The following is a 26656-nucleotide window of genomic DNA, read 5'->3' on the forward strand; positions in this document are numbered from 1 at the left end:
GTCACAGGTCGGGCCGGATGATCGTCCGGCCGACCACCTGCCGCTTGTCCATGTGCGCGAAGGCCTCGCGCCATTGGTCCAGCGGGAATTCCCGATCGACACGCGGCCGCAGCTCGCCCTGCGCGGCCATCGACCAGATGGCGCGACGGTTCTCCAGGCCCCGTTCCGGGAACTTGCGTCCGTATTCGCCGGCGCGCACGCCGACCACCGAGAACCCCTTGATCAGCGGCATGTTCACAGACACCGTCGGGATGCGGCCGGAGGTGAAGCCCACCACCAGCAGGCGCCCGTCGAAGGCGATGCAGCGGACGCTCTCGTCGAACACGTCGCCGCCCACCGGGTCGTAGATCACGTCGGCGCCGGCCCCGCCGGTCAACGCCTTCACCTGTTCGCGGAAGCCGCCGCTGATGTTCAGCGTCGCCTCGGGCGCGTACTCCTTGCGAATGGTCTCGAGCTTGGCGTCGGACGAAGAGGCCGCGATCACCCTCGCGCCCAGCCTCACGCCCAGGTCCACCGCCGCCAGGCCGACTCCGCCCCCGGCCCCGTGCACCAGCAGCCATTCGCCCGGCTCGATACGCGCGCGTCGCACCAGGGCGACATAGGCGGTGATGTAGGCGGACCCGAACGCCGCGGCCTGGGCGAAGCTGAGCGCCTCGGGTTTCGCCTGGAGGTCAGCGACTGCGGCTGTCGCGAACTCGGAGAATCCACCGATCCGCGGCGGCCCGACCACGGCGTCGCCCGGCGTGAACGCCGTGACGCCTTCGCCGACCGCTTCGACCTCGCCGGCGTTCTCCGATCCGCTGATGAACGGAAGCGGCGGCTTGAACTGATATTCACCGCGCGTCTGCAGCAGGTCGGTGAAGTTCACGCCGGAGGCGCGGACCCGCATCAGGACCTCACCAGGGCCTGGCTTTGGCGTCTCCACCTGTTGCAGCGAGCAGCCGGCGAAGTCCTTCAGCAGGTCGTCGACCACCAGGGCGCGCATCAAAATCCAGTCTGCATTTTGCGGCGTTTCATGCTCGAGCGGCTCAGGCCCCGGCGCGCGGCAGGCCCTTGAGGCCGAACAGGATCATGCCGACCGCGAACGCCGCGGCTCCGGCGGTGTCAATAGGCCTACGCTCCAGCATCTTGTCGCCGACGCCGCGCGCCACGGCGATGCAGGCGGCTGCGAGGAAATCGGCGTCGACGGCCGGCGCGCCGCGGGCCACCTCGGCGACGATCGCGTCGCGGACTTCGGCGAACACCGCCGCGGTTTCCGGCGTCTCGCCCTGGACGTGAGGGTGGGGCTCTCCCGGCGGGCGGCGGGCGACCCAGTTGCGGTGCTCGTCAGCCAGAAACTCGTAGTAGGCGTCGATGGCGGCGCGGACGAAGGCCTCGAAGTCCGCCGACTCCGCGCGGCGTGCGCGCAGGATCGGGCCGAACCGCCGCGCACCCTCGTCTGCGAGGGCGGCGAACACCTCCTCCTTGGATCGGTAGTAGTTGTAGAAGGTCCCGGCGGCGAGGCCGGTGCGACGGATAATGTCGCGCACCGTGGCCGCGTCATAGCCCATCTCGCCGAACACCTGGCGCGCCGCGTCGAGGATCGCGTTGCGATTCTGAAGCTTGGTCTGCTCCCGCTTGCCGGCGGGAAGGAACGCGACCTTGGGCATACACGCCTCATCCAGTCAAAAATGACACATGTCACTCTAACCCTGTGGCGGCGGAACGCCAGTCTGTTCCTTACGGTGTGGGGAGGCGCATCGGGGCCGGCGACACCCATACCGGCGCTGGCGCGCGGGGCGTTGTGCAACCGGCGCGGCATCGCCCCCAGGCGCTGGAGCACTCGTCAGAGGAATCTCCGCCGAGGCAGAAGTAGTAGCTTTGGGCGCATTCCAGACGGCACTGCCCGCCGTCGGGCGACAGCGAGGACGGCATGGGCGGAAGCGGCGACGGCTCCGAAGGCGGCGCATCGCCGCGCACGGCCTGGGACTGCGCTGGACGCGCCGGCTGTGGGTTGATCGCCCCGCGCAAGGCAGGCGGGCGACTTGCGGCGCCAGACTGGCCGGTCGCGGGCCGGCTCGACTGCTGCGCGCTCGACGCATCCGCCAGACAGGCGGTCGCCAAGAATGCCAGGCCGAACAACACGGTCATCCGGCGCATGCGCCAAGGGCCTCCTGGATCGTCACCGACGCGCGGGATTCTAGGCGTCCGCGCACCGCCTGCACATGATGAATGATTCCTTGGTCGAAGCCCGGATGGAATCGCCGACGCGAGTCGTTGACCTCTCGATGGCCGCTTGCCGCAATGAAGCGCTTGGCGTCCGGGGCTGTAAAATGTCGGACCCATTCAAAGACCGGGTGCTGGAGTTGATGCCCACCCTTCGCGGCTACGCGATGGCGCTGACGCGCTCGCCGAGCGAAGCGGACGACCTGGTCCAGGACGCCTTGATGCGGGCCTGGCGTTACCGCAGCGGGTTCAAGCCGGGGACCAATCTGGAAGCCTGGCTGTGCGCCATCCTACGCAATTGCTTCTACACGGGACTGCAGAAGAACCGCCGCACGGTGGCCGACGTCGACGGCCGCCACGCCGCCCAGCTTTCGTCGCCGCCCGACCAGGAATGGCGCCTGCGCTACAGCGAACTGCTGGAGGCGCTGAAGCAACTGAGCGCGGAGACCCGCGACGCCCTGCTGCTGGTTGTCGGCGCCGGCCTTACCTACGAGGACGCCGCCGAGATCACCGGCTGCGCGGTGGGCACGCTGAAGAGCCGCGTGCACCGCGCCCGCACCCATCTCGCCGAAATCACCGATCCCCAGATGTTCGGCGTGGAGTCGGCCCGCTAGTCGCGGCTGGCCACGGCGAACACGTCGCACTGCATCAGCATCGAACCTGGCAGCTCATAGGCGAAGATGTGGCGCGCCGGCCGCGACTCCGGGTCGGGAAAGGCGACGATCCATTCCCGATTGATGGCTTCGCGCGCCGCGGGCACGTCCTTGGCGTAGAACTCGATCTTGACGATGTCCTCCAGGTCCGCGCCTCCGGCGGCCAGGATCGCGCGCATATTTATGAAGGCCAGGCGCGTCTGTTCGCTCACGTCATCAGGCATCAGGCCGGTCGTGGTGTCCTGGCCGGAGATCCCGCCGGTGAACAGGATGATGCCCACCCGGCTGGCCGCCGGCGTCGGATTGGTCCCGTGGCTGAAACCCTTGATGTTGATGCTGCGGCGTCGCGCCATCTGCGTCCTCCCTGGATATTTGTTGTGTCGCCGGCTTGGCGTCGGCGTTGTCTTGAGCCCTCAGGCCTGCGTGCGTTCCAGCAGCGCCATGGCCGCGGCGGGGGCGCGGACCTTACCTTCGTGGATGACGAAGGCGAACACCTCGCGCGGCTGTTTTGCAGCAGGCTTCGCCGCGAGCTTGGGCAGGTCGTCCGGCGCGCCGCCTTTGGCGTAGTCCTCGAACCGCCGAGCCCACTCATCCAGCTCCTTAGTCTGATAGGCCGTCTCGATGTCGTCGGAGCCGCGCATCAGGCGCGCGTAGACGAAGTCGGCGGTGACGTCGGCGATCATCGGATAGACCTCGTGCTCCGCGCAGCAGATCGCCACCTGGTGCGACCGGCACATCTCGACGAAGGCTGGATCGGCGAAACTCGCGTGGCGAACCTCCATGCAGTGGCGCAGGGGCAGGCCGTCCAGGGTCTTCGGCAGCAGCTCGAGGAACGCCCCGAAGTCGTCGGGATCGAACTTCTTGGTGGCCATGAACTGCCACAGGATCGGCCCCAGGTGCGGGCCAAGCTCGGTCAGGCCCTGGCCCAGGAACTTCTCCATCGACTCGCCCATCTCGGCCAGCACGCGGCGGTTGGTGCAGAACCGCGAGGCCTTCACCGTGAACATGAAGTCGTCAGGGACGCTGGCGGCCCACTTGGCGAAGGTCGCGGGTTTCTGGGTGGAATAGTAGGTCGAGTTGATCTCGATCGCGGTCAGATGGCTGCTCGCGTAGGCCAGTTCGTCGGCCTGCTTAAGGCCCTGCGGATAGAAGACGCCCCGCCACGGTTCGAACGTCCAGCCGCCGATGCCGGCGCGAATCCGTCCCATCTCAGCCATGCTCACTTCCTCGCTGCGGCGCTCTTGTCGCGTTCGGCCTTGAACTCGGCGCCCGGTTTCCAGCTCGGCCATTCGCGGGAATTGGCGAGCTGTTCACCCAGCTCATAGAGCAGGCCCATGTCGGCGGCGACGCCGGCGAGATTCCAGTCCGGACTCCATTCGTCGGCCGGCTGGTGGTAGCGCGCAGAGATATAATCCTGCTGGGCCGCCGCGCCCGCCGCCTTGCCGCCGACCAGAAGATCCTCACCGGTACCGAACGAGATCGCCGGGACGCCCCGCTTGGCGAACGAGAAGTGGTCGGAGCGGAAGAAGCTGCCGTTCTGTGGCCGCGGGTCGGGGCTGAAATAGCGTCCATGCTCGCGGCCGACCGCGATCAGGTCGTCCTGTAGTGTGAGCGGCGCATCGCCGGCGGTGGCGAAATCGTGCGCCGGTCCTGCGACGCTGAGTGAGTCCATGTTGACCACGCCCACAGTGGTCGCCAGCGGATAGAGTGGATTCCAGGCGTAGTATTCGGATCCCAGCAGGCCCTTCTCCTCGGCGGTCACCGACAGGAACAGCACCGAGCGGGTCGTCTTGGGGGCTTTCGCGAACGCGACCGCCAGCTCGATCAACGCCGCCACGCCCGTGCCGTTGTCCCGCGCACCATTGTAGATGACGTCGCCCTTGGCGTCCGGTTCGCCGATCCCGAGATGGTCCCAGTGGGCGGTGTAAATCACCGTCTCGTCCGGGTGCGTGGTTCCGGCGAGCAGCGCGGCGACGTTGCGCGTGACGATCGTCTCGGCCTTCACCGCATAGTCCATCGACACGGTCGCGCCCGGCAGCGGGACCGGTCTGAACTGCGGCGACCGCGCGCTGATCTTCAGCGCCTCGTAGTCGAGACCGGCGGCCTTCAGCAGATCCGCTGCGGCGTCACGCTGGATCCAGCCCTCGAGCGGCGCGTGGGCCTTGGTCGGATCGTCGCGGATGATGTCGAACACCGCGCTGGCGTTGGAGTTCTTCACCGTCGCCCAGCCGTAGGCGGCGGGCGCTGTCTCGTGGATGACCAGGAAGCCGATCGCGCCGCGCCGGGCGGCCTCCTCGTACTTGTAGGTCCAGCGCCCGTAGTAGGTCATCGCCTTGCCGCCGAACGCGCCCCGGCCGGTCTCGAAATCCGGGTCGTTGACCAGGACCAGCGCCACCTTGCCCTTCAGGTCGTAGCCCTTGAAGTCGTCCCAGCCGCGCTCGGGGGCGTCTACGCCGTAGCCGATGAACACCAGCGGCGCGTCCTCGATCGCCACCCGGGTCGCGCCGGTCGCTGCGGCTCGCACGGTGACCTGATCTCCTTGCGACCAGGCGAACGTCTTGTCGCCCACCTTTGCAGAGGCGGTGATCGGACCGGTGATCTCGAAACGCGCCAGCGGCACGTCCTGGGTCCAGGCGCGCGATCCGTCCGCCGCCTTGTCTCCACCAGGCCGCAATCCGGCGGCTTTGAACTGCTCGACCAGGTAATCGACCGTCTTGGGTTCCGCGCGCGTCGCCGGCCCACGGCCTTCGAAGGCGTCAGAGGCCAGGACCTTCACGTGGTCGGCGAGTTTCGCCGGATCGAACACAGGATCAGCGGCGCTGGCCGCATGGGCCTGAAAAGCGAGCGCCACGACGGCGGCGGTGATGAAAACAAGCTTTCGCATCAATAGGGCGCCGCCGTGAATGAACTTGCCTACAGTCTAGTCTGCAGGAGTGAGAACCGTTAGAGGTCCGCCGATCAACGCAATTATGCACCTGGAGTTCGTTGTGGCGGCCGGCGCATTGCGCTGTCGTCGAGCTGACACCAGTCTGCAATTCGCTCGACGCTGACATATGTTCTACAGGATCGCCGCGGCCGAGGCGGCTCAGACGCGTCTCGGACGCGACCGCCGCACCGGCCCTGACCAGGAACGTTTCCCACCCATGCGCCTCGCTTTGCCAGCAGCCTCAGCCGCCGGCCTCGCCATCCTGACGCTTGCGGGCTGCGCCTCGGTGCGCGAGCCCACCACCACCCTGCCGCAAGCCTATGAAGCTCCGGCTGGCGTGGCGACGCCCGCGGCCGGTCTCGATACCTGGTGGACTGCGTTCGGCGACGCCCAGCTTGACGGCCTGATCGACCAGGCCCTGCGCGCCAGTCCCGACGCGCTCAGCGCCGCCGCTCGCCTTGCCGAAGCCCGCGCGGTCGCACAGACCGCGCTGGCGGCGTTGCTGCCGAACGGCTCGCTGCAGGGGCAGGGCCGCAAGACCCACACCGAGCAGCTTTCGGGGACGGTGATCAACATCCCCGGCTTCTCCACCAACGGCGATTCCGAGTCCTACTCCGCCAATTTCGACGTGAGCTGGGAAATCGACCTGTTCGGCCGGCTGCGCTCCGGACGCCGCGCCGCGCGGGGCGACGTCGCCGCGGCACGCTTCAACTACGAAGGCGCTCGCGCCAGCCTCGCGGCCAATGTCGCCGACACCTACTTCCAGGCGCGCGGGCTGGCCATCCAACTCGACGATGCGCGCGAGACGGTGCGCATCCAGCAGGCCCTGCAGGACGTCGCCGATCGTCGCGCGCAACGGGGACTGGGCGCGACCTCCGACGCGGACCGGGTGGCCGGCGACCTCGCTCAGGCCCAGGCCCGGGCGGCGGGGCTGGAAGCCGAGCTGCAGGCCGCCCGTCGCACCTTGCTGGTCCTGGTCGGCCGCGGCGCGGAGCCGACGGCGAACCTGCCGGTGGTCGCCGACCTCGGCGCTGTTCCGGCGGTCCCGGCGACGCTCCCCAGTGAACTGTTGGCGCGCCGGCCCGACGTGCGCGAGGCCCAGGCGCGCATCGCCGCGGCCGCCGGTCGGCTCGATGTCGCCGAGCGCGCGTTCTTTCCGACCTTCACCCTGACGCCGGGGCTGGGCTGGTCGCGCAGCCTGCAGCCCGAGTTCTCGTCCACCACTCGGAACTGGTCTATCGGCGGCGCAGTCAGCCAGCCCATCCTCGACATCCCGCAACTGCTGATCGACCTGAAGGCTCAGAGCGCGCGGACCGAACAGGCGGTCATCGCCTATGAGAAGGTCGTGCAGACGGCGTTCGCCGAGGCCGAGAACAGCCTGGTTCAGCTGGACGCCGACCGGCGCGGCGTCGTCTTGTTGCAGGGCGGCGAGCGGCGAGCGGCGCGGGCCTATGAGGCGGCGCGTGTCCGCTACGTGGCGGGGATCGACGACCTGCAGCAGGCGCTGGCCGCCGAGCAGGCCTGGCGCGCCACGCGGACCCAACTCACCACGGCCCAGGTGCAGGCGCTGCGCCGCGCCGTCCAGGCCTACAAGGCGCTCGGCGGCGGATGGCCTGCCGAGAGCCTCCCCATGAACGCCCGAGCCCGATAGAGCCGACGCATGCCGAACACCAAATCTCGCCTGATCGTCATCGTAGGGATGACCGCGTTGCTGGGCCTGGGCGCTTGCCACAAGAAGCCGCCCGCCGAGACCGACGCGAAACAGCAGGCGCGCTCGGTAAGGGTCGTGCGCGTCGAGCCCAGCGCCGTCACCGGCGCGCTCGCAGCTTCCGGCGACCTGGTGTCGCGCGAGGAGGCCGCGGTGCAGCCCGAGGTCACCGGCTACCGCGTGTCACGGGTGTTGGTCGACGTCGGCTCCTACGTCCGGCGCGGGCAGACCCTGGCTGAACTCGACGGCGCGCTGATCAATTCCCAGCTCGAACAACAGGCGGCTCTGGCCGCTCAGGCCGCCGTGCAAGCCGAACAGGCCGAGGATCAGGCGGCTCGGGTCAAAGGCCTCGACAACCAGGGCGTCCTTTCGCAGGAGCAGATCGAGCAGCGGCGCTTCCAGGCCCGTGCGGCGCGCGCCAACGCCAACGCCCAGGCCGCCGCGCTCAGGGACGTCCGCACCCGCGCCGGCAAGCTCGCGGTCAGCGCGCCGGTTTCCGGCTTGATTCTCGAGCGCACGGTACGCCCCGGCGACCTGTCGGCCGGTTCGGCCACGCCCTGGTTCAGGATCGCGCGCGACGGCCAGATCGAACTCTCGGCGCAGATGTCCGAGGATGAGCTGACGCGGGTTCATATCGGCCAGCAGGCCACGGTGACGGTTCCCAGCGGGTCGACAGCCATCGGCGTCGTGCGGCTGATCAGTCCGCAGGTCGATCCACAGACCAAGCTCGGCTCGGTGCGCGTCACCCTGCCGGTGCGAAGCGACATCCGGGCCGGCGGGTTCGGCCGGGCGGTGTTCGCCGACGCCACGGGGACCGCGCTCGCCGTGCCGGAGACCGCGATCCGCTACGACGCCGACGGCGCCAGCGTGATGGTCGTCGGCGCGGACAATCGCGTGAAGCGCGTGCCGGTGACCGCCGGGACTCGGGGCTCTGGCCTGGTGCAACTGGTCAAGGGGCCGCCTGCCGGCACGCGCATCGTCGCGGCCGCCGCGGGCCTGCTGCTGGACGGAGACATGGTGCGTCCGCTGGAGGTTCGCGCCGCCGCGCCTGCCCCAGCTCCCGCCAAGGCGACCGCCAAATGAGCGACCCGCGCGTTGGCGGCTCCGGCGGATTCCCGATCTCCGCCTGGGCGATCCGTAATCCGGTCCCCGTGGCGGTATTGTTCATCGGCCTGGTTCTGGCGGGCGTGCTCGCCTACATGGCCCTGCCGATCAAGCAGTTCCCGAACATTCAGTTCCCCATCGTCGCCGTCACCGTCACCCAGAGCGGCGCGGCGCCCGGCGAGATGGAGACCCAGATCACCCGACCGATCGAGGACGCCATCGCCAGCATCAGCGGGGCGAAGAACGTCACCTCGGTGGTGACTCAGGGCGTTTCCACGACCTCGATGGAATTCGAGATCGGCGAGGATTTACAGAAGAAGACCGACGAAGTCCGCTCGAAGATCGACCAGGCGCGCGCTCTGCTGCCTCGCGATGTCGACGAGCCGATCGTCCAGCAGGTCGAGATCGACTCCCTGCAGCCGATCCTGACCTATGCAGTAGAAGCGCCGGCGATGTCCGACGAAGAGCTGTCGTGGTTCATCGACGACACGGTGTCGCGCAGCCTGCAGGGCGCCAAGGGCGTAGCTCAGGTCAGCCGCGTCGGCGGCGTCAACCGTGAGATCAACATCCTCGTCGATCCGGACCGCCTGGCGGCCCGCGGCCTGACGGCGACCCAGGTGAACAGCGCGTTGCGCGGTTTCCAGACCGACGCTCCGGGCGGGCGGGTGAACATCGGCGGTCGCGAGCAGACGCTCCGCGTGCTGGGCACCGTGCAGACCGTCGCGCAGATCCGAGACCTCACCATCCCCACCGGGACCGGCGGCTTCGTGCGCCTGGGCGACGTGGCCGACGTCGGCGACGGGGCGTCCGAGACCCGCGGCTTCGCGCGGCTGAACGGCAGGCCGGTCGTGGGCTTCCAGGTTTCCAAGACCAAAGAGGCCAGCGACGTCGGCGCGGAGGACGCCGTCTCCAAGAAGATCGCTGAACTCTCCATGGCGAACCCAGGGCTGAAGTTCGCCAAGATCTTCTCCACGGTCGACGAGACCCGTGCGAGCTTCAGCGCCACCCAGCATGTGTTGGCCGAAGGCATGCTGCTGGCCGCTCTTGTGGTGATGTTCTTCCTGCGTGACTGGCGGGCCACCCTGATCACCGCCGTGGCGATGCCGATCTCGCTGATCCCGACGTTCTTCGTGATGCAGCTCATGGGCTTTTCTCTGAACGTCGTGACCCTTCTGGCCCTGACCCTGGTCGTCGGCATCCTGGTCGACGACGCCATCGTCGAGATCGAGAATATCGAGAAACGGATCGCGCGCGGCGCGCGCCCGTTCGCCGCGGCGCTGGAAGGCGCCGACGCCATCGGCCTAGCCGTGGTGGCGACGACCATGGCCATCGTGGTGGTGTTCACCCCCGTCAGCTTCATGCCGGGCATCGTCGGCCAGTTCTTCCGCGAGTTCGGGATGACGGTGTCGGTGGCCGTGCTGTTCTCGTTGCTGACGGCGCGGCTCGTGACCCCGCTCATGGCGGCCTATCTGCTGAAGCCGGTCACTACGCCCCATGAGCGCAAACCTTTCGAGGGGCGCTACCGCAGGACCCTCGACTGGGCGCTCAAGCACAGGATCATCGCTACGGTGGTGGGCGCGCTGATGTTCTTCGGCTCGATCGGGCTCATCGCCTTCCTGCCTCAGGGGTTCCAGCCTCCCGGCGATCCCGACTACGTCTACGTGAACATCCAGGGCCCGCCTGGCGCGACCGCCGATCAAATGCAGGACATCGAACGCCGGCTCTCGGCCTTGCTGGAGAAGCAGCCCGAGGTGACCGCAGTGTTCGTGCAGATCGGCTCCACGGTCGCGACGTTCGGCCCCGGCGCTGGCGGCGGCGGCGGCGATCTTCGCAACGGCACGGCCACGGTGCTGCTCGATCCGAAGCGCAAGGTGTCGGGCGACGAGTTCCGGGCGCGGCTGCGCAGCGACCTGCGCGCCATTCCGGACGCGCGGATCAACTTCCTCGATTTCCAGGGCGCCGCCGGCTACCAGCAGGTGCTGACCAGTGACGATCCTGACGCGCTGCAACTCGCGGCGCTGGAACTGGAGCAGCAGATGCGGACGCTTCCGCAGCTCGCCGATCCCCGCCCGTCGAAACCGGCGGAAGGTCCTGAAATCGTCATCCGTCCGCGGGCCGAGGAAGCTGCGCGCCTGGGCGTTTCGTCCGACGCCATCGCCACCATCGCCCGGGTCGCCACGGTGGGCGACATTGACGCCAACGTCGCCAAGTTCAACGACGGCGAGCGTCGCGTGCCGATCCGCGTGCGACTGCCCGAAGACGCCCGCGCGGACATCGAACGGATCAAGGCGTTGCGCGTGCCGACCGCGTCCGGCGGCTCCACCACGCTGGGTAGCGTCGCCGACATCGACTTCCAGGCCGGTCCGGCGCGGATCGATCGGCTCAATCGCCAGCGCCAGATGACCGTCCAGGCCGAGCTCAATGGCGTTGAGATGGGCGATGCGCAGAAGGCCGTGAACCAGCTTCCGGTCATGAAGAAGCTGCCGCCGAGCGTGAAGCCGGCCGCGGTCGGCGACCAGGAGGCGATGCAGCAGCTGTTCGCCGGCTTCGGCGTGGCGCTGTTCGCCGGCGTATCGATGATCTACGGCGTGCTGGTGCTGCTGTTCCGCAGCTTCTTCAAGCCGATCGTGATCCTGTCGGCCCTGCCGCTGGCCGTGGGCGGGGCGTTCCTGGGCCTGTTGATCTTCAACCTGTCGCTCTCGATCCCCTCGATGATCGGCTTCCTGATGCTGTTCGGCTTGGCGGCGAAGAACTCGATCCTGCTGGTCGAGTACGCCATCGAGCGAGAACGTGACGGCATGACGCAGCATGAGGCGCTGCTGGAAGCCTGCCGCGAGCGGGCTCGGCCGATCGTCATGACCACGCTGGCGATGGCCGCCGGCATGCTGCCGACGGCGCTGGCGCTGGAGAAGGGCGCGGAGTTCCGCCAGCCGATGGCGGTCGCCGTGATCGGCGGGTTGATCACCTCGACGATCCTGTCGCTGGTGCTGGTGCCAGTGGTCTACGAGTTCGTCGACGACTTCGAGCAGTGGCTGAAGCCCAGGCTGGCGCGGCTGGTCACGCCGCGCGAGGCCGCTCGCCAGGCGGCGCCGGAAGACAGGCTCTAGCCGGCGCGCGCAGGCAGGCGATGGCGCTTGACTGTGCGGGCGGAGACCTGTTTACAGGCGCGCGTCGTCGGCTGGCGAAGGGTTCGCAGCGGCGCGTGAAAATCGATTCAAGTCCACCCGCCGAGGGCCTGTCGAAGGGCGTGGCTGGACCCGCTCGGCAGGCGGGGATCGCGTATCCATGGCGAATGTGACAGTCATCGGCGGCCAGTGGGGCGACGAGGGCAAAGGCAAGGTTATCGACTGGCTGGCGAACCGCGCCGACGTCGTGGTGCGCTTCCAGGGCGGCAACAACGCCGGCCACACGATCGTGGTCGGAGACACCACCTACAAGCTGTCGCTGCTGCCCTCAGGGGTGATCCAGGGCAAGCTGTCGTTCATCGGCAACGGCGTGGTCGTCGACCCGTGGTCGTTGCTCGACGAGATCGAGCGTGGCCGCGGGCAGGGCCTAGCGCTCACCCCGGACGTCCTGGTGCTGGCCGAGAACGCCACCCTGGTGCTGCCGCTGCACCGCGATCTGGACGCGGCGCGCGAAGCCCGGGCGGGCGCCAACAAGATCGGCACCACCGGCCGCGGCATCGGCCCGGCCTATGAGGACAAGGTCGGCCGCCGCGCGATCCGTTTCGCAGACCTCACCGACCGCGAGGCGCTGGAAGGCAAGATCGAACGACTGCTGGCGCATCACGACGCCCTGCGCCTGGGCCTTGGCCTGCCGCAGGTCCAGCCGCACGAATTGCTGGCCCTCCTGCTGGATCTCGCGCCCAAGATCACCCCCTACGTCAAACCCGCCTGGAAGGTGCTGGGCGATGCGGTGAAGGACGGCAAGCGAGTGCTGTTCGAAGGCGCCCAGGCGACCCTGTTGGACGTCGACCACGGGACCTACCCCTATGTGACCTCGTCCAACACCGTCGCTGGCCAGGTGGCGGCTGGCTCCGGCGTCGGCCCCAAGGTCGGCGGCTATGTGTTGGGCATCGTCAAGGCCTACACCACGCGGGTCGGCGAAGGCCCGTTCCCGACTGAGCTGTCCGACGAGATCGGCCGCCGGCTGGGCGAGAAGGGCCATGAGTTCGGCACGGTCACCGGCCGCCCGCGGCGCTGCGGCTGGTTCGACGCCGCTCTGGTGCGCCAGTCGATCGCCGTCGGCGGCGTCGAGGGCGTGGTGCTGACCAAGCTCGACATCCTCGACGGCTTCACCACCCTGAAGGTCTGCACGGGCTACACCCTGCGCGGCGTGGCGATCGACCACCTTCCGGCCGGCCTGCGGGATCAGGCCGCCCTGGAGCCGGTCTACGAAGAGCTCGAGGGCTGGAGCGGAAGCACACAGGGTGCGCGGTCCTGGAAGGATCTGCCGGCCAATGCGGTGAAGTATGTGCGCCGCATCGAAGAGTTGATCGGCGCGCCGGTGGTGTTGCTGTCCACCAGCCCGCAGCGGGACGACATCATCATGATGCGCGACCCCTTCCAGGGCTAAGGCCCCACCCCTTCGTCTTTCGCCTCTCGGCGAAGTCCGCCCCGCTTCGCAGGGGAGGCGCGCGGACCGACGTCAAGGCGATCTTTACGATCCCCGGGCATCTTGCGGACACTACGCAAGGAGCCGGGCGCGGGTGTTCAACGAGGACTACAAGACCATCCAGCGTATGGCCCCGCTGCTGCAGCGGGTGCTGATCGTCGATCCGCAGCCGAGCGGGGCGCGGTTGATCGGCGATCTCATGCGCAATATCGCCCATTCGCAGATCTGGATCGCAGCCAGCACGCCCAAGGCTCTGGGCGTGATCAAAAGCGTCGAGCCGCAAGTGATCTTCGTCGAAGCTTCTGGCCCCGGCGTGGATGGCGCGGACTTCACCCGCGCGCTTCGCCGCAGCGACCTGGCGGCGCGCCAGGCGCCAGTGATAATGGTCACCGCGAACGCGACTGCAGCCGGCATCATCGCCGCGCGCGACGCCGGCGTGCACGAATTCCTGCGCAAGCCGTTCACCACCAAGGACCTGCTGCGCCGCCTGGAGGCGATCACGCTTCGGCCGCGCGACTGGATCGAGGCGGTGACCTACGTCGGACCCGATCGGCGGCGGTTCAACTCAGGCGACTACACCGGCGCGCTGAAGCGTCGCTCTGACGCACGCGCCACGCCGGATGCTGCCCGCATCCTGCAGGCCCTGAAGATTCTGAAATCGGCGGTGGGCGCGATCGAGGAGGATCCGGCCCAGGCGCTGCGTTCAATGCAGGCGCAGGCGGCGGACCTTCAGAAGGCGGCTGTGGCGGTGTCGGACATGAACCTGTCGACCGCCTCGGCGAACTTCCAGCGGTTCCTGACCCAGGCTGCGGCCCGTGGCCCCCTGATCAGCGCCGAAGTCGCCAAGCACGCTCAGCCGCTGATCGACATGATGCCCAAGGAAGCCGGGCGCGACGCTGAAGCCGCCTGAGCCGACCGGCCCAGGCGTGTCCGTCGACAGCCGTCAGGCGTTGACCAGGTTGCGTTCCTCGGCGGCGGCCCGCATCGACTTCTGCAACTTCTCGAAGGCGCGGACCTCGATCTGACGCACCCGCTCGCGGCTGACGCCGTATTGCGAAGCCAGTTCCTCCAGCGTGGTCGGATCGTCCTTCAGGCGCCGTTCGGTGAGGATATGACGCTCACGGTCGGTGAGTTCGATCATCGCCTCTTCCAGCAGGCTCATGCGGATGGTGCGTTCCTCGTTGTCGGCGACCACCGTCTCTTGGCTGGGCGCGTTGTCGTCGGCTAGCCAATCCTGCCATTCGCTCTCGGAGTCCGAGCGCAGCGGCGCGTTCAGCGACGCGTCCGGCCCTGACAGGCGGCGATTCATCGAAATCACCTCCTCATCGAGCACGCCCAGTCGGGTGGCGATCAGCTTCACCTGGTCGGGGCGCATGTCCCCGTCCTCGAGCGCGGAGATCTCGCTCTTGGCCTTGCGCAGGTTGAAGAACAGCTTCTTCTGCGCCGCCGTCGTGCCCATCTTCACCAGGCTCCAGGAGCGCAGAATGTATTCCTGGATCGACGCGCGGATCCACCACATGGCGTAGGTGGCCAGCCGGAAGCCCTTGTCGGGCTCGAACTTCTTCACCGCCTGCATCAGGCCTACATTGCCTTCGGAGATGACCTCGCCGATCGGCAGGCCATAGCCGCGGTAGCCCATGGCGATTTTCGCCACCAGACGCAGGTGCGAGGTGACCAGACGATGTGCGGACTCCGGATCCTGATGCTCCTTCCACGCCTTGGCGAGCATGAACTCCTCGTCCCTGGCCAGCATCGGAAACTTGCGGATCTCGGAAAGATACCGGCTCAGGCCGCCTTCCGGCGACATCACGGCAAGGGCGCTAGCGCTCACGGCCATGTGCAAAATCCCCTTTTTCTATGGACGCCGGGGTCACACGCTTTACGCCGCGCGACACTGCCCGTCCCCTCCAACCTCTGAGATAAGCATTGGTTGCCCTCTGCAAAAGGGCGCGGGAGGCGGGTTTCCGGGTAAGTCCTACTATTCAACTCGGGTATTTCTACTCCCTGACGCCGGAGTCATCAAGACCGCGTCAGGCGATGAAATCTTACAGCGCCGACAGCAGGGCTTCCAGCGCGGCGAGGTCGGCGGGCAGGGGGCTCTCGAAGCTCAACGTCTCGCCGGTCACCGGGTGGCGGAAGCCGAGTATCGCCGCATGGAGGGCTTGCCGGTGCAGGCCGGCCTGCTCCATAGCCCCCCGGACGGCCGCCGAGGGCTGGCCCGAGCCATAGACGGGATCGCCGAGGCAGGGCGCGCCCTTGGACGCCAGGTGCACGCGAATCTGGTGGGTGCGGCCGGTTTCCAGGCGGCAGGACACGCGCGCGGCCAGCGGCCGGCCGGCGGGGCCGAAGGTGCGCTCCACCCGGTAGCCGGTGATCGCCTCTCGGCCGCCGGACTTCAACAAGGCCATCTTCTTGCGGTCGTGAGGAGAGCGCCCGATGCGGCCCTCGATCACCCCACGCACCGGCGAGGGCGCGCCGCGGGTGAAGGCCACATAGGCGCGGTCGATGTCGTGGGCGGCGAACAGGGTCGACAGCCCACGGTGGGCGACGTCGTTCTTGGCGGCCACCAAAACCCCGGAAGTGTCCTTGTCGAGCCGGTGCACAATGCCCGGCCGCGCCACCCCGCCGACGCCCGAAAGGCTGTCGCCGCAGTGATGAAGCAACGCGTTGACCAGGGTGCCGCTCTCGTTGCCGGGCGCGGGATGGGCCGCCATGCCGGCCGGCTTGTCGACGACGATGAGGTGCTCGTCCTCGAACAGCACGACGAGAGGGATGTTCTCCGCGACAGGCTCGGCGGCGGTCGGGGCCGGGATCAGGATGGTGTAGTCGCCCGCCTGGGCCTTGACCGAGAGGTCGCGCATCGGCGCGCCGTCGCGGCTGACCATGCCCTTTGACATCAAAGCCTGCACGCGGGCGCGCGAAAGTTCCGGCAATTTGTCGGCGAGCGCCCGGTCGAGCCGGCCCGTGACTTCCTCACCGCCGAGGGTGACGATCCTCAAGCCCGGCTGATGCTCGGGGTCTTCGTCGTCTAACGGCTCGTCCGCATCGCCGGACGCGGTCGCGTTCACCCCTGCAGGTGTCCGCCCGTGCTCAAGCCGCGCGACAGGCTGTTGGCCCACGACGACAGCAGGAACAGCTCGCCCGCGCCGCTCTTCACGGCCTCGGGGCCGATATCGCGGATCAGGTGGCGACGGATATCCTCAGGCACCGAGCCGTCGGGCGCGGCGGGGTCGGAGGCCAGCAGCTCCTGGCAACGGGCGTCGTCGGCTTCGCAGTCGCCCGTCAGGTCGCCGATGCGCTCCAGCACCACCGGATAGGCCGACGGCGTTCGCGCCGCATTCAGCGCCGCGGCCAGGATCAGCCCATCGAGCTGGGTGGCCTTGTGCAGGGCCACGCCGTTGAAGATCAGGAACACCGGCGTCTGGCCGACGGTGTCGAACAGGATGGCGAAGAGCTGGCCCTCGACCGGCAGCATCCAGCCGTCGAACAGCAGGCCAGAGCCCCCCATGGTGAATTGCAGGATGCCGTCCGGCCCGCGGCGGATCATTCCGTGATCATGGAATAGTCGGCCCGGCATGGCGATCGAAGGGCGCGTCGAACGCCAGAACCCCTCATAGGTGCCGGCGCGGCGTTCGGTGACCAGGCGCGCCAGGTCCAGACCGGGGAGCGGCAGGCCCACCGGGGCCACAGGCGGAGGGATGTAACTGACGGTTGCGGGCGTCGGCGCCGGCTCGACGCCGAACACCCGGCCCAGCTCGTCGAGTTCGCGATCCCAGTGCAGCATCGTGAAGCCCGGCTGCCGCGAGGCGATCAGGCGGGTGAGGTTCTCGAGATTGTGGGCGGACGGGGTCACCGTGCCAGAAGCCCAGCGGCCGACCAGCGACTTGTCGACGCCAAGGTCGGCGGCCAGCCGACCGCGACTCATGGACAACGCTTTGAGCACCAAATCAAGCTTGGTGGGAAAGGCTACTGGTCCCGACATGACGAGGGAACATTCCCCTCGAATCCTCGAAAATGCAACCCGTTGCGCAACCGTTGCACGATTGCGTGCAACCCGTGTGCACGATCACTGCAACGGTTGCGCATGTCGTAGCCCGTCGCTGCAACTGCGGCGCTTGCGCGCCCGGGCCTACAACACCGTCACCACGATCGGACACCGTCAGGCGCGCTTCTTGCCTGACGAAGGTGCGGGCCCCGCAGGGCGGCCGGATTTGGGACGGGAAACTAAGATGAGCGATACGTTCAGGCAGGAACTGGTGGCCCTCATCCCAAGGTTGCGAGGCCACGCGATGGCCCTGACCGGGTCGAGCGCGGAAGCCGACGACCTGATCCAGGACACCATGGTTCGTGCCTGGCGCTTTCGAGAGGGTTTCCGCGAGGGCAGCAACCTGAACGCCTGGGTCAACAAGATTTTGCGCAACACCTTCTACACGAGCTCGGTCGCACGCCGGAATACGGTGCAGGATGTGGACGGCAAGTACGCCGCGGCCCTGACCTGCGACGCCGACCAGGAATGGCGGATGAAGTACTCCGACCTGACCCGCGCGCTGCAGTCGCTGACCCCGGAATCGCGGGACGCGCTGCTGCTGGTGGTCGCCGAAGGCCTCAGCTACGAGGACGCCGCCGAAATCAGCGGCTGCCCGGTCGGCACCATGAAGAGCCGCGTGAACCGCGCCCGTGAACGCCTGGCCGAACTGATCGACGTCGATCTGCCCAAGGCCAACATGCGGGCCGGCCGCCGCCGGGCCGCCGCCGTCTCCGGCGCCGACAGCAAGTGGGCGCTCACCGCCAACGCGGCCTGAGCGCCATCCTCGCCTAGAGGCCGTGCCCGTCGCCTGCGGCTTCTTCGCGGCCGGTGATCGAACCCTCGGTGAACAGGTACTCCTTCAACTGCTCATCGAATTCGCCGTCGTTGCGGCGGATCCATTCCAGGGCCATCGACGCGTGCTCGATCTCCTCGTGGGCGTTGTGCAGCAGGATGGCCTTCAGCGCAGGATCGTCGCAGTCGTCGGCGCGCTGCCGGTACCAATCCACAGCCTCCAGCTCCTCGATGAGAGAGGTGATCGCATAGTGCAGGTTCAGCGTCCGCGGCTGCAGTTTCTCGCGCGGGACATGAAGGCCTTCGCTGGACATCGTTGATCAGCTCCTGTGGTCAAGGTGGGGGGAATGCGCAATCCGTGCAGAAGCTGCACCGTACCGCGCACCGGCTATAGGGCTCAGTCGCGCTCGACCAGCGCGCCGTCTTCTATGACGCGATAAAAACAGCTTCGGGCGCCGGTGTGGCACGCTCCGCCGTCGCCTTGCGGCACGACGCGCAGCAACACCACGTCCTGGTCGCAGTCGATGCGCGCCTCAATCAGTTGCTGGATTTGGCCGCTGGTCGCGCCCTTGCGCCAAAGCTCCTGGCGCGAGCGGCTGAAGTAGTGGGCCTCGCGGGTCGTCAGCGTCAGCCTCAGGGCCTCGGCGTTCATCCAGGCGACCATCAGGATCTCGCCGTTGTCGGCGTGGGTCGTCACCGCGCAGATCAGGCCGTTCTCGTCGAAGCGCGGCGCGAGCACGACGCCGTGCTCAAGATCATGCTTCGAGGCGGCGGCGGGGAATGGGTTCGTCATTACCCCAATATGGCGTCTTCACCCCCTAGGGCGCTAGCCTGCGCCGAAGCGGCCCCGTCAGCGATTGACGAAGTCCAGGAACCGCTGGCGCAGGGTCGGATCGGTCTTGAACACGCCGGTGAACTGGGTGGTGATCGTGGTCACGTGCCGGTGGTGCACGCCGCGGGTGGTCATGCACTGGTGCGCAGCGTCGATCAGCACGGCGACGCCGGCAGGACGCAGGCTGTCGGTGATGGCGTCGGCGATCTGCTGGGTCATCGTCTCCTGCGTCTGCAGGCGGCGAGCGAAGATCTCGACCACGCGGGCGATCTTGGAGATGCCGACCACGCGGTTGGTCGGCATGTAGGCCACGTAGGCCTTGCCCAGGAACGGCGCCATGTGGTGCTCGCAATGGCTCTCCACCTCGATCTCGCGCAGCATGACGATGTCGTCGTAGCCCTGCACGTCCTCGAAGGTGCGCGACAGCTCCTTGGCCGGATCGGCTTCATAGCCCTCGAACCATTCGGCGTAGGCGTCGACCACGCGCTTGGGCGTGTCGATCACACCTTCACGGCGCGGGTCATCGCCGGCCCAGGCGATCAGCGTGCGCACGGCCGCCATGGCTTCTTCACGACTGGGGCGTTGCGCGGCGTTCGCATCAGCCGCGCCGACGAGGGCTCGATCCTTGGTCACTGCATCCATTTGAGCTGCGGTCTTTCCCGGGCTGAGTTGCGCCGAGGCGAAGGCCCCGGAGATGACGCGTACCACCCTAAAGACGCGGGCAGGCGCGATGCAAAACGCGCCGTGGCCTCCCCGCTGGGCGATATGTATATGGGGCGAACCCGTTGCCCGGCAACCGTTACGCTTCGTCAGACCCGCATGACCCTGAACCTTTACGACACCCTGACCCGTACAAAGCGCGCCTTCGCGCCCGCCGACCCCAAACGGGTGACGATGTATGTGTGCGGACCGACGGTCTACAATTACGCCCACATCGGCAACGCCCGCCCGGTGGTGGTGTTCGACGTCCTGTTCCGGCTGCTGCGCGCGGCCTACGGCGAGGACGCCGTGCTTTACGCGTCCAATGTCACCGACGTTGACGACCGGATCGCCGCCAAGGCCCACGAGGAGGGCGTGGCGATCACCGTCGTCACCGACCGCTACCTGGCCGCTTACAACGCCGACATGGCGACGCTGGGCGCGCTGCGGCCGACGTTCCAACCCAAGGCCACCGAGACCATGGCCGAGATCATCGACATGATCGGCCGGCTGGTCGCCAAGGGCGCGGCCTATGTGGCCGAGGGTCACGCCCTGTTCGACACCCAGGCCTTCCCCGATTACGGCAAGCTGTCGGGCCGTTCGCTGGACGACATGATCGCCGGCGCCCGCGTCGAGGTCGCCCCCTATAAGCGCCACCCCGCCGACTTCGTGCTGTGGAAGCCGTCCAAGCCGGACGAGCCGTCCTGGGAAAGCCCGTGGGGACCGGGACGCCCGGGCTGGCACATCGAGTGCTCGGCGATGATCGAACAGACCCTTGGCCTGCCGATCGACATCCACGGCGGCGGCAACGACCTGATCTTTCCGCACCACGAGAACGAGATGGCCCAGGGCGTCTGCGCCGGCCACGACGACGGCTATTCGCGCTGGTGGCTGCACAACGGCTTCCTCAACTTCGGCGACGAGAAGATGTCCAAGAGCCTGGGCAATGTCGTGCTGGTCCACGACCTCATCGACCAGGTTCCGGGCGAGGCGCTGCGCTGGGCGCTGCTGGTCGGACACTACCGCGCGCCGCTGGAATGGACTGACGACCTCGTCGCCCAGGCGCGCACTTCGCTCGATCGGCTGTACGGCGTGCTCAGCGACGCGCGCCGCGCCGAGACGCAAGGCCGGCGGTTCCCGGACGCCGATCCTGAAGCCGTCGAAACGCTGATCGACCAGTCGGACTTCCGCAGCGCGCTGGACGACGACCTCAACACTTCAAAGGCGCTGAGCGAGTTGTTCACCCTCGCCAACGGCCTGCGCGCCGCGCTGACCGCAGGCAAGGCGCAGGTCGCCGCGGACCACCGCGCGGCCCTGCTGCAGTGCGCCAATCTGCTGGGCTTCCTGGGTGCTGATCCCGACGCCTGGTTTCAGGGCGGCGCCGATCCGGACCTGAAGGCGCGCATCGATGGTTTGATCGAAGCCCGCGTCGCCGCGCGCACGGCCAAGGACTGGAGCGAGGCCGATCGCATCCGTGACGAACTCACCGCGTTGAACGTCGAAGTGCTGGACGGCCCGCAGGGGGCGACCTGGCGGCTGAAGGAACCCGTGTGATGCCAGGGGCTGTCAAAGCGCCGAAGACCTTCGACGTCGCCCAAGGATTCAAGTTCCAGGCAGGCGGCGGCGGTCCGGCGGGGGTGAAGATCGAGCATCGGATCGGCGTCAATGCGCCGGCCAGCGTGATCTGGGACGTGATCTTCGATGTGGGCGCGTGGCCGCAGTGGTCGGAGATTTATCCTCAGGCCGCGGGCGAGGTACGGATCGGTTCGGCGCTGAACCTGACCCTGGCCCTGCCGGGAGAAGCTCATCGCGCGGTTCAGGCCACGGTGCTGGATTGGGCGCCGAACGATCAGTTGCATCTGCGCCAATCGCGCTACGGCGGGCTGCTGCGCAGCACGCGCTACCTGGAGATCGAGATCCTCGGCGACGAGAGCTGCATCTTCTCCAATGGGGAGTTGTTCCAGGGACTGCTTCTATCGAGCGTCCGCGGCCGTGGATCGCGCAGTCTGCGCAAAGGTTTCACCCTGTTGGGCGAGGGTCTGAAGGTGCGCGCCGAGGCGGCATGGCGCGCGGGTGGCGCGGCGACTACATCTACAGGCGAATGATCGACGACCTCTACTCGGCAAGACTCCTCAAGCTTGCGGCCAACCTGCCGCACAGCGGGCGGCTGGCCGCGCCGCATGCGAGCTCCGAAAAGATCTCCAAGCTCTGTGGCAGCCGGGTGGTGGTGGACGTCACGATCGACGGCGACCGGGTGGCCGACTTCGCCCAGGACGTGAAGGCGTGCGCCCTGGGCCAGGCGTCGGCCGCGGTGCTGGGCGCGCACGTGATCGGCGCCAGCCTCGAAGAGATCGAGACCGCACGCGACGCCTTTCGCGCCATGCTGAAGGCCGGCGGCGCGGCGCCGTCGGGCCGCTTCGCCGACATCGCGATGCTGGAGCCGGTGAAGGACTACCCGGCTCGCCACGCCTCAACGTTGCTGGCGTTCGAAGCAGCCGCCGAGGCGGTGCGTGAGGCCATGGAGCGGCGCTCCTGACGCCGGCGCCTGATTTACGGGCAGGCTTAAGGTTCCTTACACCGTCGACCTGTGATACGGGATTGCCCTGTATTTGCTTGGTTTCGCCATGGCCCGCCGAACGGACGAACTAGCCCGCAACGCCCTGACCGCCGCGTCCACGACGCCGGCGTCGTTCGTCAGGCGTGCGCGAACTAGCCCCGCCGGTGCGGCTTGATCCGACGCCGACCGCAGCGTAATCGCTGCGACTGAGTCTCAAGCTCCCGCGAGCCGGCATGACCTTCTATGAGATTTGCGTCCGAGGCGCGCTGCGCGCCTACAAGCTGACGCTTTCGCCCCTGATCGGGCGCCAATGCCGGTTCCTTCCGACTTGTTCGGAGTACGCGGCCGAGGCGCTGATCGGTCACGGTCCCTGGCGCGGCGCCCTGCTCGCCGCCGGGCGGCTGTGTCGTTGTCATCCTTTGGGAGGCTCCGGGTACGACCCGCCGCCGCCCTCGCGCCGTAAGGCGCGGACATGGACATGCGAGACATGATCGAACTGGTTTTCCCAGACGGCTCGAAACGCGAATTCGAGTCCGGTGCGACGGGGCGTGACGTCGCCGCCTCGATCTCCAAGTCGCTCGAGAAGCGCTCGGTGCTGGTCAAGCTGGACGGCGCGCTTCTCGATCTTGACCGCCCGCTGCCAAAAGGCGGCGCCTTCGAACTGCTGACGCGCGATAGCCCCGCCGCCCTGGAGACGATCCGCCACGACGCCTCCCATGTGATGGCGGAGGCGGTGCAGGAGCTGTTCCCTGGCACCCAGGTGACCATCGGCCCGGCGATCGAGGACGGATTCTACTACGACTTCGCCCGAAGTGAGCCGTTCAGCCTCGACGACCTGCCGAAGATCGAACAGCGCATGCGCGAGATCGTCGACCGCGACGAGAAGATCAGCCGCGAAGTCTGGGCGCGCGAAGCCGCCATCGAGCACTTCAAGTCGATCGGCGAGGACTATAAGGCCGAGATCGTCGCCGACCTGCCGGAAGGCGACGAGATCAGCGTCTATCGCCAGGGCGCGTGGAAGGATCTGTGCCTAGGCCCGCACCTGCCGTCGACGAAGTTCGTCGGCAAGGCGTTCAAGTTGACCAAGCTCGCCGGCGCTTACTGGCGCGGCGACCATCGGAACGCCCAGCTCCAGCGGATTTACGGTACGGCCTGGGCCAGCGACGCCGATCTCGAAGCCTACCTGCTGCGCATCGAGGAAGCCGAGAAGCGCGACCACCGGCGCATCGGGGCGACGATGGACCTCTTCCACATCCAGGAAGAGGGCAAGGGGATGATCTTCTGGCATCCCAAGGGCTGGACGCTCTATCGCACGCTGCAGAACTACGTGCGCCGGCGCATGGAGGCCGAGGGCTACGTCGAGGTGAAGACGCCCCAGGTGCTCGACTACTCGCTGTGGGAACAGTCCGGCCACGCTCAGAAATTCGGAGCCAACATGTTCGTCTGCGAGACGGACGAGGGCGAGAAGCTGGCGCTTAAGCCGATGAACTGCCCCGGCCATCTGCAGATCTTCAACCACGGCCAGCGCTCGTACCGCGAGCTGCCGATGCGAATGGCGGAGTTCGACGGCCTGCACCGATACGAGAGCTCAGGCTCGCTGCACGGCCTGCTGCGGGTGCGGGGCCTGGCCCAGGACGACGCCCACATCTTCTGCCGCGAGGACCAGATCGAGGCGGAGTCCAAGGCCTTCGTCGAGCTGTTGCAGGTGATCTACCGCGATCTCGATGTCGAGCTGGATTCGGTGAAGCTGGCCCTGCGCCCCGACCTGCGCTTCGGCGACGACGAGATCTGGACCATCGCCGAGGACACGCTGGAGCGCGCCGCCAACGCCGCCGGCGTCAAGGTCGAACGGCTGGAGAACGAGGGCGCCTTCTACGGGCCCAAGCTCGAGTTCCACCTGCGCGATGCGATCGGGCGGACGTGGCAGTGCGGAACGCTGCAGCTCGACTATGTGCTGCCGGAGCGGATGGACGCCTCCTACATCGCCGAGGACGGCCAGAAGCACCGGCCGGTGATGCTGCACCGGGCGATTCTCGGCTCGCTGGAACGCTTTCTCGGCGTGCTGATTGAACATTATTCGGGCGCCTTCCCGCTTTGGCTGGCGCCAGTGCAGGTGGTGGTCGCCACGATTACGTCTGACGCCGACGAGTATGCTCTGAAGGCCGTCGACGTGCTGCGCAAGGCAGGCCTGCGGGTGGAGAGCGATCTGCGTAACGAAAAGATCAACTACAAAGTGCGAGAGCATAGCCTGGCCAAGGCGCCTGTCATCGCCGTGGTCGGCCGCCGTGAAGCAGAACTGGGTCAGGTGGCGCTGCGTCGCTTCGGATCGACGGGGCAGGAGGTCGTCTCGCTGCTGGAGGCTGCAAACATGCTTGCCTTGGAGGCCGTACCGCCTGATCTTGCAGTTCGCGCCACGGGCGACCAACGCTCGCCCCACGGCGTGGTCGGGGCCATGGAGGCTGGATGAACGGCATCGCACCGATCGTCGCCGTCGAAGCTGCGCCGCTGCCGGACTTCCTGAGGTCGCGCCACAAGGTCTCGGTGGTCATGGTCGTGTACATGACCGGCGAGGCGCTTGAGGAAAGCCTTTCCTGCGTCATGGCCGACCCGCTGGTCGATGAGCTGGTGCTGGTCGACAACGGCTCCACGCCGATCGAGGCCGCGCGCCTGAAGGCGCTGGCGGAGCGCGATCGCCGCGTCGTCCTGCTGGAAGGTCACGGTAACGTCGGCTTCGCCCGCGGCGCGAATCTCGGCGCTGCGCGGGCCAGCGGCGACGTGCTGGTGTTCCTCAATCCCGACGCCTTCCTGCAGCGTGACTGCATCGCGGCCCTGGTGCGCGCCATCGAGGATCGTCCGACGCCGTGTATCGTCGGCGGGCGGGTGCTGAACGCCGACCGCACCGAGCAGCGCGGCGCGCGCCGCGGTGACATCACGCCGATGGCCGCACTGCTGTCGCTGAGCAGCCTGGCGCGCCTGGTGCCCGGATGGCGGCGCTACGAGGTGCATTGGGAGAACGACGCAGCGCCTGAACAGGTCTCCGAGGTTCCGACCATCTCCGGCGCCTGCTTCTGCATGCGTCGCCAGGACTTCGACACCGTCGGCGGTTTCGACGAGGGCTACTTCCTGCACGTCGAAGATGTCGACCTGTGCTGGCGGGTGCGCCGGGCCGGCGGCACGGTGCTGTTTCACCCCAAGGCCGAGGTGATCCATCTGGGCCACACCAGCCAGACCAGCCCGCTGAAGGTCGAATTCCACAAGGGCGTGGGACTGGCGCGCTACTTCCGCAAGCGCGCCCGCAGCCTGTCGCAGCATGTGCTGGCCTGGGTGCTGTCGCCGCTGATCGTCTGCACCGCGGTGGTCCGCCCGATGATGTGGCGCCTGCGCGGCCGCGCCACCTAGGCCGAGGTCAGGGCCGGCATCGGGAACACGCCGGCGCGGCTAACCGAAGCGGCCGGCGGTTTGCCCAGGAAGCCGGACATCCACTTCGCGGTTTCGATCAGGCCGTCCAGGTCATAGCCGGTGGCGTATCCGGCGCGCTCGAGCATGTAGACGAGATCTTCGGTGCCGATATTGCCGGTGGCGTCTGGGGCGAACGGACAACCGCCCAGGCCCCCGCAACTGGCGTCCAGCACATCCACTCCCGCCTCGACGGCGGCATAGGCGTTCGCCAGGCCGGTGTTCCGCGTATCGTGGAAATGCATCCGCAGGCGAGTGGTCGGGGCGGCGTTTCGCACGCCGTCGATGAGCTTCCGCACAGTCCAGGGATCGGCCGCGCCAATGGTGTCGCCCAGCGCGATCTCGTCGACGCCCAGCGCGCCGGCTTCGGCGGCCATCGCCACCACGCGCTCGTGCGGCACCTCGCCCTCGAAGGGGCAACCGAAGGCGACGGAGAAGGTCACGCTGACCGGTGGTCCGCCTTCGACGCTGCGACGCTGGGTGATCGCCGCCAGCGTCGCCATCTGCTCGGCCATGGTGGAGCCCTGGTTGCGGATCGCAAAGCCGTCGGACGCGCAGACTACGACGTTGGCCTCGTCGCAGGCGGCGGCCACGCAGCGGTCCCAGCCGCGCATGTTCAGCACCAGTCCGATACGCGAGCGGCCGGCGTGGCGCGCCAGCCCCGCCATGATCTCCTCTGCACCGTCCATCTGCGGCACCCGGCGCGGATTGACGAACGAGACCACCTCGGTGCGACGGGCGCCGGCGGCTTCCAGCCGTTGGATGAACTCCAGCTTCTGCGGGACGTCTAAGAGGATCTTCTCGTTTTGTAGGCCGTCGCGCGGGCCGACCTCGACGATCTCGATGTGACGGGTCATGGAACCTCCCTTGGCGGCGGTGGACCGGCGGGACGATAGATTTGCATCTTCATTCCGCACAAATCGATATCGTGCGCCGGGAACGCCGCATATACTTTGTCCTCACATATTTCTATGGCTTCGTCCTCGTTACCTGTTTCGTGACAAAATCCGAAATCCATAGTCCCGGAAGCAATCGCACTTTCTTGCTCAAATTTGGTGCTTTCGACGAGCTTTAGCTCGACAC

The 26656-nt window shown here is 67.7% G+C and carries 26 protein-coding genes; 13 read left to right on the plus strand and 13 right to left on the minus strand.

Annotated features, from left to right (window positions below; genetic code table 11):
- Position 1 precedes the first annotated feature (1 nt).
- Positions 2-985 (minus strand): NADPH:quinone oxidoreductase family protein, encoded by a 984-nt coding sequence (locus Q8R27_RS11940; RefSeq protein WP_305699229.1) that lies wholly within the window; start codon positions 983-985, stop codon positions 2-4.
- Between the two features lie 43 nt (positions 986-1028).
- Complete coding sequence (locus Q8R27_RS11945) at positions 1029-1649, minus strand: TetR/AcrR family transcriptional regulator (RefSeq protein ID WP_305699230.1); 621 nt, start codon at positions 1647-1649, stop codon at positions 1029-1031.
- 663 nt (positions 1650-2312) lie between these two features.
- On the opposite strand from Q8R27_RS11945, the gene Q8R27_RS11950 reads away from it, so the two are divergent.
- Positions 2313-2819, plus strand: coding sequence for a sigma-70 family RNA polymerase sigma factor (locus Q8R27_RS11950; RefSeq protein ID WP_305594803.1), 507 nt, complete (start codon positions 2313-2315; stop codon positions 2817-2819).
- Here the strand turns inward: Q8R27_RS11950 and Q8R27_RS11955 are convergent.
- Genes Q8R27_RS11955 through Q8R27_RS11965 form a run of 3 tightly spaced genes read right to left on the minus strand, consistent with a single transcriptional unit; the run spans position 2816 to position 5742 of the window.
- Positions 2816-3211, minus strand: coding sequence for a RidA family protein (locus Q8R27_RS11955; protein ID WP_305699231.1), 396 nt, complete (start codon positions 3209-3211; stop codon positions 2816-2818). The two genes, Q8R27_RS11950 and Q8R27_RS11955, sit on opposite strands and share 4 nt — an antisense overlap.
- A 60-nt stretch (positions 3212-3271) precedes the next feature.
- Positions 3272-4075, minus strand: a complete 804-nt coding sequence (locus Q8R27_RS11960; RefSeq protein WP_305699232.1) for a DUF72 domain-containing protein — start codon at positions 4073-4075, stop codon at positions 3272-3274.
- 2 nt (positions 4076-4077) lie between these two features.
- Positions 4078-5742, minus strand: coding sequence for a M28 family metallopeptidase (locus tag Q8R27_RS11965; RefSeq protein ID WP_305699233.1), 1665 nt, complete (start codon positions 5740-5742; stop codon positions 4078-4080).
- 259 nt (positions 5743-6001) lie between these two features.
- Here Q8R27_RS11965 and Q8R27_RS11970 point away from each other — a divergent pair, with 259 nt between their 5' ends.
- The 5 genes from Q8R27_RS11970 (at position 6002) to Q8R27_RS11990 (ending at position 14120) form a co-directional block, all read left to right on the plus strand.
- Complete coding sequence (locus tag Q8R27_RS11970) at positions 6002-7435, plus strand: efflux transporter outer membrane subunit (RefSeq protein ID WP_305699234.1); 1434 nt, start codon at positions 6002-6004, stop codon at positions 7433-7435.
- Between the two features lie 9 nt (positions 7436-7444).
- Positions 7445-8575, plus strand: a complete 1131-nt coding sequence (locus tag Q8R27_RS11975) for an efflux RND transporter periplasmic adaptor subunit (RefSeq protein ID WP_305699235.1) — start codon at positions 7445-7447, stop codon at positions 8573-8575.
- Entirely contained in the window at positions 8572-11703 is a 3132-nt protein-coding gene (locus tag Q8R27_RS11980; protein ID WP_305699236.1) for an efflux RND transporter permease subunit, read from the plus strand. Before Q8R27_RS11975 ends, Q8R27_RS11980 begins: the two co-directional genes overlap by 4 nt.
- Before the next feature lie 178 nt (positions 11704-11881).
- The gene (locus Q8R27_RS11985) at positions 11882-13171 is read left to right on the plus strand and encodes an adenylosuccinate synthase (RefSeq protein ID WP_305699237.1); all 1290 of its coding nucleotides are present in this window, start codon (positions 11882-11884) and stop codon (positions 13169-13171) included.
- Positions 13172-13304: 133 nt separating this feature from the next.
- Positions 13305-14120, plus strand: a complete 816-nt coding sequence (locus Q8R27_RS11990) for a response regulator transcription factor (protein ID WP_305699238.1) — start codon at positions 13305-13307, stop codon at positions 14118-14120.
- A 33-nt stretch (positions 14121-14153) separates the two neighbouring features.
- On the opposite strand, the gene rpoH is transcribed toward Q8R27_RS11990, so the two are convergent.
- The 3 genes from rpoH to Q8R27_RS12005 all read right to left on the minus strand — a co-directional run bounded on the left by rpoH (position 14154) and on the right by Q8R27_RS12005 (position 17135).
- Positions 14154-15047 (minus strand): RNA polymerase sigma factor RpoH, encoded by an 894-nt coding sequence (gene rpoH, locus Q8R27_RS11995; RefSeq protein WP_371134692.1) that lies wholly within the window; start codon positions 15045-15047, stop codon positions 14154-14156.
- A gap of 208 nt (positions 15048-15255) precedes the next feature.
- Positions 15256-16278, minus strand: a complete 1023-nt coding sequence (locus tag Q8R27_RS12000; RefSeq protein ID WP_371134693.1) for an RluA family pseudouridine synthase — start codon at positions 16276-16278, stop codon at positions 15256-15258.
- Positions 16275-17135, minus strand: a complete 861-nt coding sequence (locus Q8R27_RS12005; RefSeq protein WP_305594812.1) for a helix-turn-helix transcriptional regulator — start codon at positions 17133-17135, stop codon at positions 16275-16277. Before Q8R27_RS12005 ends, Q8R27_RS12000 begins: the two co-directional genes overlap by 4 nt.
- A gap of 304 nt (positions 17136-17439) precedes the next feature.
- Here Q8R27_RS12005 and Q8R27_RS12010 point away from each other — a divergent pair, with 304 nt between their 5' ends.
- The gene (locus tag Q8R27_RS12010; RefSeq protein ID WP_305594813.1) at positions 17440-18012 is read left to right on the plus strand and encodes a sigma-70 family RNA polymerase sigma factor; all 573 of its coding nucleotides are present in this window, start codon (positions 17440-17442) and stop codon (positions 18010-18012) included.
- Between the two features lie 13 nt (positions 18013-18025).
- Here the strand turns inward: Q8R27_RS12010 and Q8R27_RS12015 are convergent, their stop codons facing one another.
- From Q8R27_RS12015 to folE, 3 genes are all read right to left on the minus strand, one after another.
- On the minus strand, positions 18026-18343 hold the full coding sequence (locus Q8R27_RS12015) for a ferritin (protein ID WP_305699239.1): 318 nt from the start codon (positions 18341-18343) through the stop codon (positions 18026-18028).
- A gap of 83 nt (positions 18344-18426) precedes the next feature.
- Positions 18427-18822: a phosphoribosyl-AMP cyclohydrolase gene (gene hisI, locus Q8R27_RS12020; RefSeq protein WP_305699240.1), complete on the minus strand. Its 396-nt coding sequence runs from the start codon at positions 18820-18822 to the stop codon at positions 18427-18429.
- Positions 18823-18879: 57 nt separating this feature from the next.
- Positions 18880-19503: a GTP cyclohydrolase I FolE gene (gene folE / locus Q8R27_RS12025; protein WP_305699241.1), complete on the minus strand. Its 624-nt coding sequence runs from the start codon at positions 19501-19503 to the stop codon at positions 18880-18882.
- A 177-nt stretch (positions 19504-19680) separates the two neighbouring features.
- Here folE and cysS point away from each other — a divergent pair, with 177 nt between their 5' ends.
- From cysS to Q8R27_RS12055, 6 genes are all read left to right on the plus strand, one after another.
- Positions 19681-21114, plus strand: coding sequence for a cysteine--tRNA ligase (cysS, locus tag Q8R27_RS12030; RefSeq protein WP_305699242.1), 1434 nt, complete (start codon positions 19681-19683; stop codon positions 21112-21114).
- The gene (locus tag Q8R27_RS12035; protein ID WP_305699243.1) at positions 21114-21665 is read left to right on the plus strand and encodes an SRPBCC domain-containing protein; all 552 of its coding nucleotides are present in this window, start codon (positions 21114-21116) and stop codon (positions 21663-21665) included. The genes cysS and Q8R27_RS12035 overlap by 1 nt, the downstream gene beginning before the upstream one ends.
- The gene (locus Q8R27_RS12040; RefSeq protein ID WP_305699253.1) at positions 21662-22096 is read left to right on the plus strand and encodes an iron-sulfur cluster assembly scaffold protein; all 435 of its coding nucleotides are present in this window, start codon (positions 21662-21664) and stop codon (positions 22094-22096) included. Before Q8R27_RS12035 ends, Q8R27_RS12040 begins: the two co-directional genes overlap by 4 nt.
- Positions 22097-22350: 254 nt before the next feature.
- Positions 22351-22608: a membrane protein insertion efficiency factor YidD gene (yidD, locus tag Q8R27_RS12045; protein ID WP_305699244.1), complete on the plus strand. Its 258-nt coding sequence runs from the start codon at positions 22351-22353 to the stop codon at positions 22606-22608.
- On the plus strand, positions 22605-24584 hold the full coding sequence (gene thrS, locus Q8R27_RS12050) for a threonine--tRNA ligase (RefSeq protein WP_305699254.1): 1980 nt from the start codon (positions 22605-22607) through the stop codon (positions 24582-24584). The genes yidD and thrS overlap by 4 nt, the downstream gene beginning before the upstream one ends.
- Entirely contained in the window at positions 24581-25516 is a 936-nt protein-coding gene (locus tag Q8R27_RS12055) for a glycosyltransferase family 2 protein (protein ID WP_305699245.1), read from the plus strand. The genes thrS and Q8R27_RS12055 overlap by 4 nt, the downstream gene beginning before the upstream one ends.
- Here the strand turns inward: Q8R27_RS12055 and Q8R27_RS12060 are convergent.
- Together Q8R27_RS12060 and Q8R27_RS12065 are read right to left on the minus strand one after the other, a co-directional pair.
- Positions 25513-26430 (minus strand): hydroxymethylglutaryl-CoA lyase, encoded by a 918-nt coding sequence (locus tag Q8R27_RS12060; protein ID WP_305699246.1) that lies wholly within the window; start codon positions 26428-26430, stop codon positions 25513-25515. The genes Q8R27_RS12055 and Q8R27_RS12060 overlap by 4 nt on opposite strands.
- Positions 26427-26656 (minus strand): hypothetical protein (locus Q8R27_RS12065; protein ID WP_305699247.1); only part of this gene is annotated, 230 nt, incomplete at its 5' end. The genes Q8R27_RS12065 and Q8R27_RS12060, both read right to left, overlap by 4 nt.

It is taken from the genome of Phenylobacterium sp. (assembly GCF_030697305.1).
GTDB lineage: Bacteria > Pseudomonadota > Alphaproteobacteria > Caulobacterales > Caulobacteraceae > Phenylobacterium.

Excerpts from the sequence above, each read along its gene's own strand:
- Q8R27_RS11940 (WP_305699229.1), bottom strand. The coding sequence starts at position 985 with ATGCGCGCCCTGGTGGTCGACGACCTGCTGAAGGACTTCGCCGGCTGC.
- Q8R27_RS11945 (WP_305699230.1), bottom strand. The coding sequence starts at position 1,649 with ATGCCCAAGGTCGCGTTCCTTCCCGCCGGCAAGCGGGAGCAGACCAAG.
- Q8R27_RS11950 (WP_305594803.1), top strand. The coding sequence starts at position 2,313 with ATGTCGGACCCATTCAAAGACCGGGTGCTGGAGTTGATGCCCACCCTT.
- Q8R27_RS11955 (WP_305699231.1), bottom strand. The coding sequence starts at position 3,211 with ATGGCGCGACGCCGCAGCATCAACATCAAGGGTTTCAGCCACGGGACC.
- Q8R27_RS11960 (WP_305699232.1), bottom strand. The coding sequence starts at position 4,075 with ATGGCTGAGATGGGACGGATTCGCGCCGGCATCGGCGGCTGGACGTTC.
- Q8R27_RS11965 (WP_305699233.1), bottom strand. The coding sequence starts at position 5,742 with ATGCGAAAGCTTGTTTTCATCACCGCCGCCGTCGTGGCGCTCGCTTTT.
- Q8R27_RS11970 (WP_305699234.1), top strand. The coding sequence starts at position 6,002 with ATGCGCCTCGCTTTGCCAGCAGCCTCAGCCGCCGGCCTCGCCATCCTG.
- Q8R27_RS11975 (WP_305699235.1), top strand. The coding sequence starts at position 7,445 with ATGCCGAACACCAAATCTCGCCTGATCGTCATCGTAGGGATGACCGCG.
- Q8R27_RS11980 (WP_305699236.1), top strand. The coding sequence starts at position 8,572 with ATGAGCGACCCGCGCGTTGGCGGCTCCGGCGGATTCCCGATCTCCGCC.
- Q8R27_RS11985 (WP_305699237.1), top strand. The coding sequence starts at position 11,882 with ATGGCGAATGTGACAGTCATCGGCGGCCAGTGGGGCGACGAGGGCAAA.
- rpoH (WP_371134692.1), bottom strand. The coding sequence starts at position 15,047 with ATGGCCGTGAGCGCTAGCGCCCTTGCCGTGATGTCGCCGGAAGGCGGC.
- Q8R27_RS12005 (WP_305594812.1), bottom strand. The coding sequence starts at position 17,135 with ATGAGTCGCGGTCGGCTGGCCGCCGACCTTGGCGTCGACAAGTCGCTG.
- Q8R27_RS12010 (WP_305594813.1), top strand. The coding sequence starts at position 17,440 with ATGAGCGATACGTTCAGGCAGGAACTGGTGGCCCTCATCCCAAGGTTG.
- Q8R27_RS12015 (WP_305699239.1), bottom strand. The coding sequence starts at position 18,343 with ATGTCCAGCGAAGGCCTTCATGTCCCGCGCGAGAAACTGCAGCCGCGG.
- hisI (WP_305699240.1), bottom strand. The coding sequence starts at position 18,822 with ATGACGAACCCATTCCCCGCCGCCGCCTCGAAGCATGATCTTGAGCAC.
- folE (WP_305699241.1), bottom strand. The coding sequence starts at position 19,503 with ATGGATGCAGTGACCAAGGATCGAGCCCTCGTCGGCGCGGCTGATGCG.
- cysS (WP_305699242.1), top strand. The coding sequence starts at position 19,681 with ATGACCCTGAACCTTTACGACACCCTGACCCGTACAAAGCGCGCCTTC.
- Q8R27_RS12035 (WP_305699243.1), top strand. The coding sequence starts at position 21,114 with ATGCCAGGGGCTGTCAAAGCGCCGAAGACCTTCGACGTCGCCCAAGGA.
- Q8R27_RS12040 (WP_305699253.1), top strand. The coding sequence starts at position 21,662 with ATGATCGACGACCTCTACTCGGCAAGACTCCTCAAGCTTGCGGCCAAC.
- yidD (WP_305699244.1), top strand. The coding sequence starts at position 22,351 with ATGACCTTCTATGAGATTTGCGTCCGAGGCGCGCTGCGCGCCTACAAG.
- thrS (WP_305699254.1), top strand. The coding sequence starts at position 22,605 with ATGATCGAACTGGTTTTCCCAGACGGCTCGAAACGCGAATTCGAGTCC.
- Q8R27_RS12055 (WP_305699245.1), top strand. The coding sequence starts at position 24,581 with ATGAACGGCATCGCACCGATCGTCGCCGTCGAAGCTGCGCCGCTGCCG.
- Q8R27_RS12060 (WP_305699246.1), bottom strand. The coding sequence starts at position 26,430 with ATGACCCGTCACATCGAGATCGTCGAGGTCGGCCCGCGCGACGGCCTA.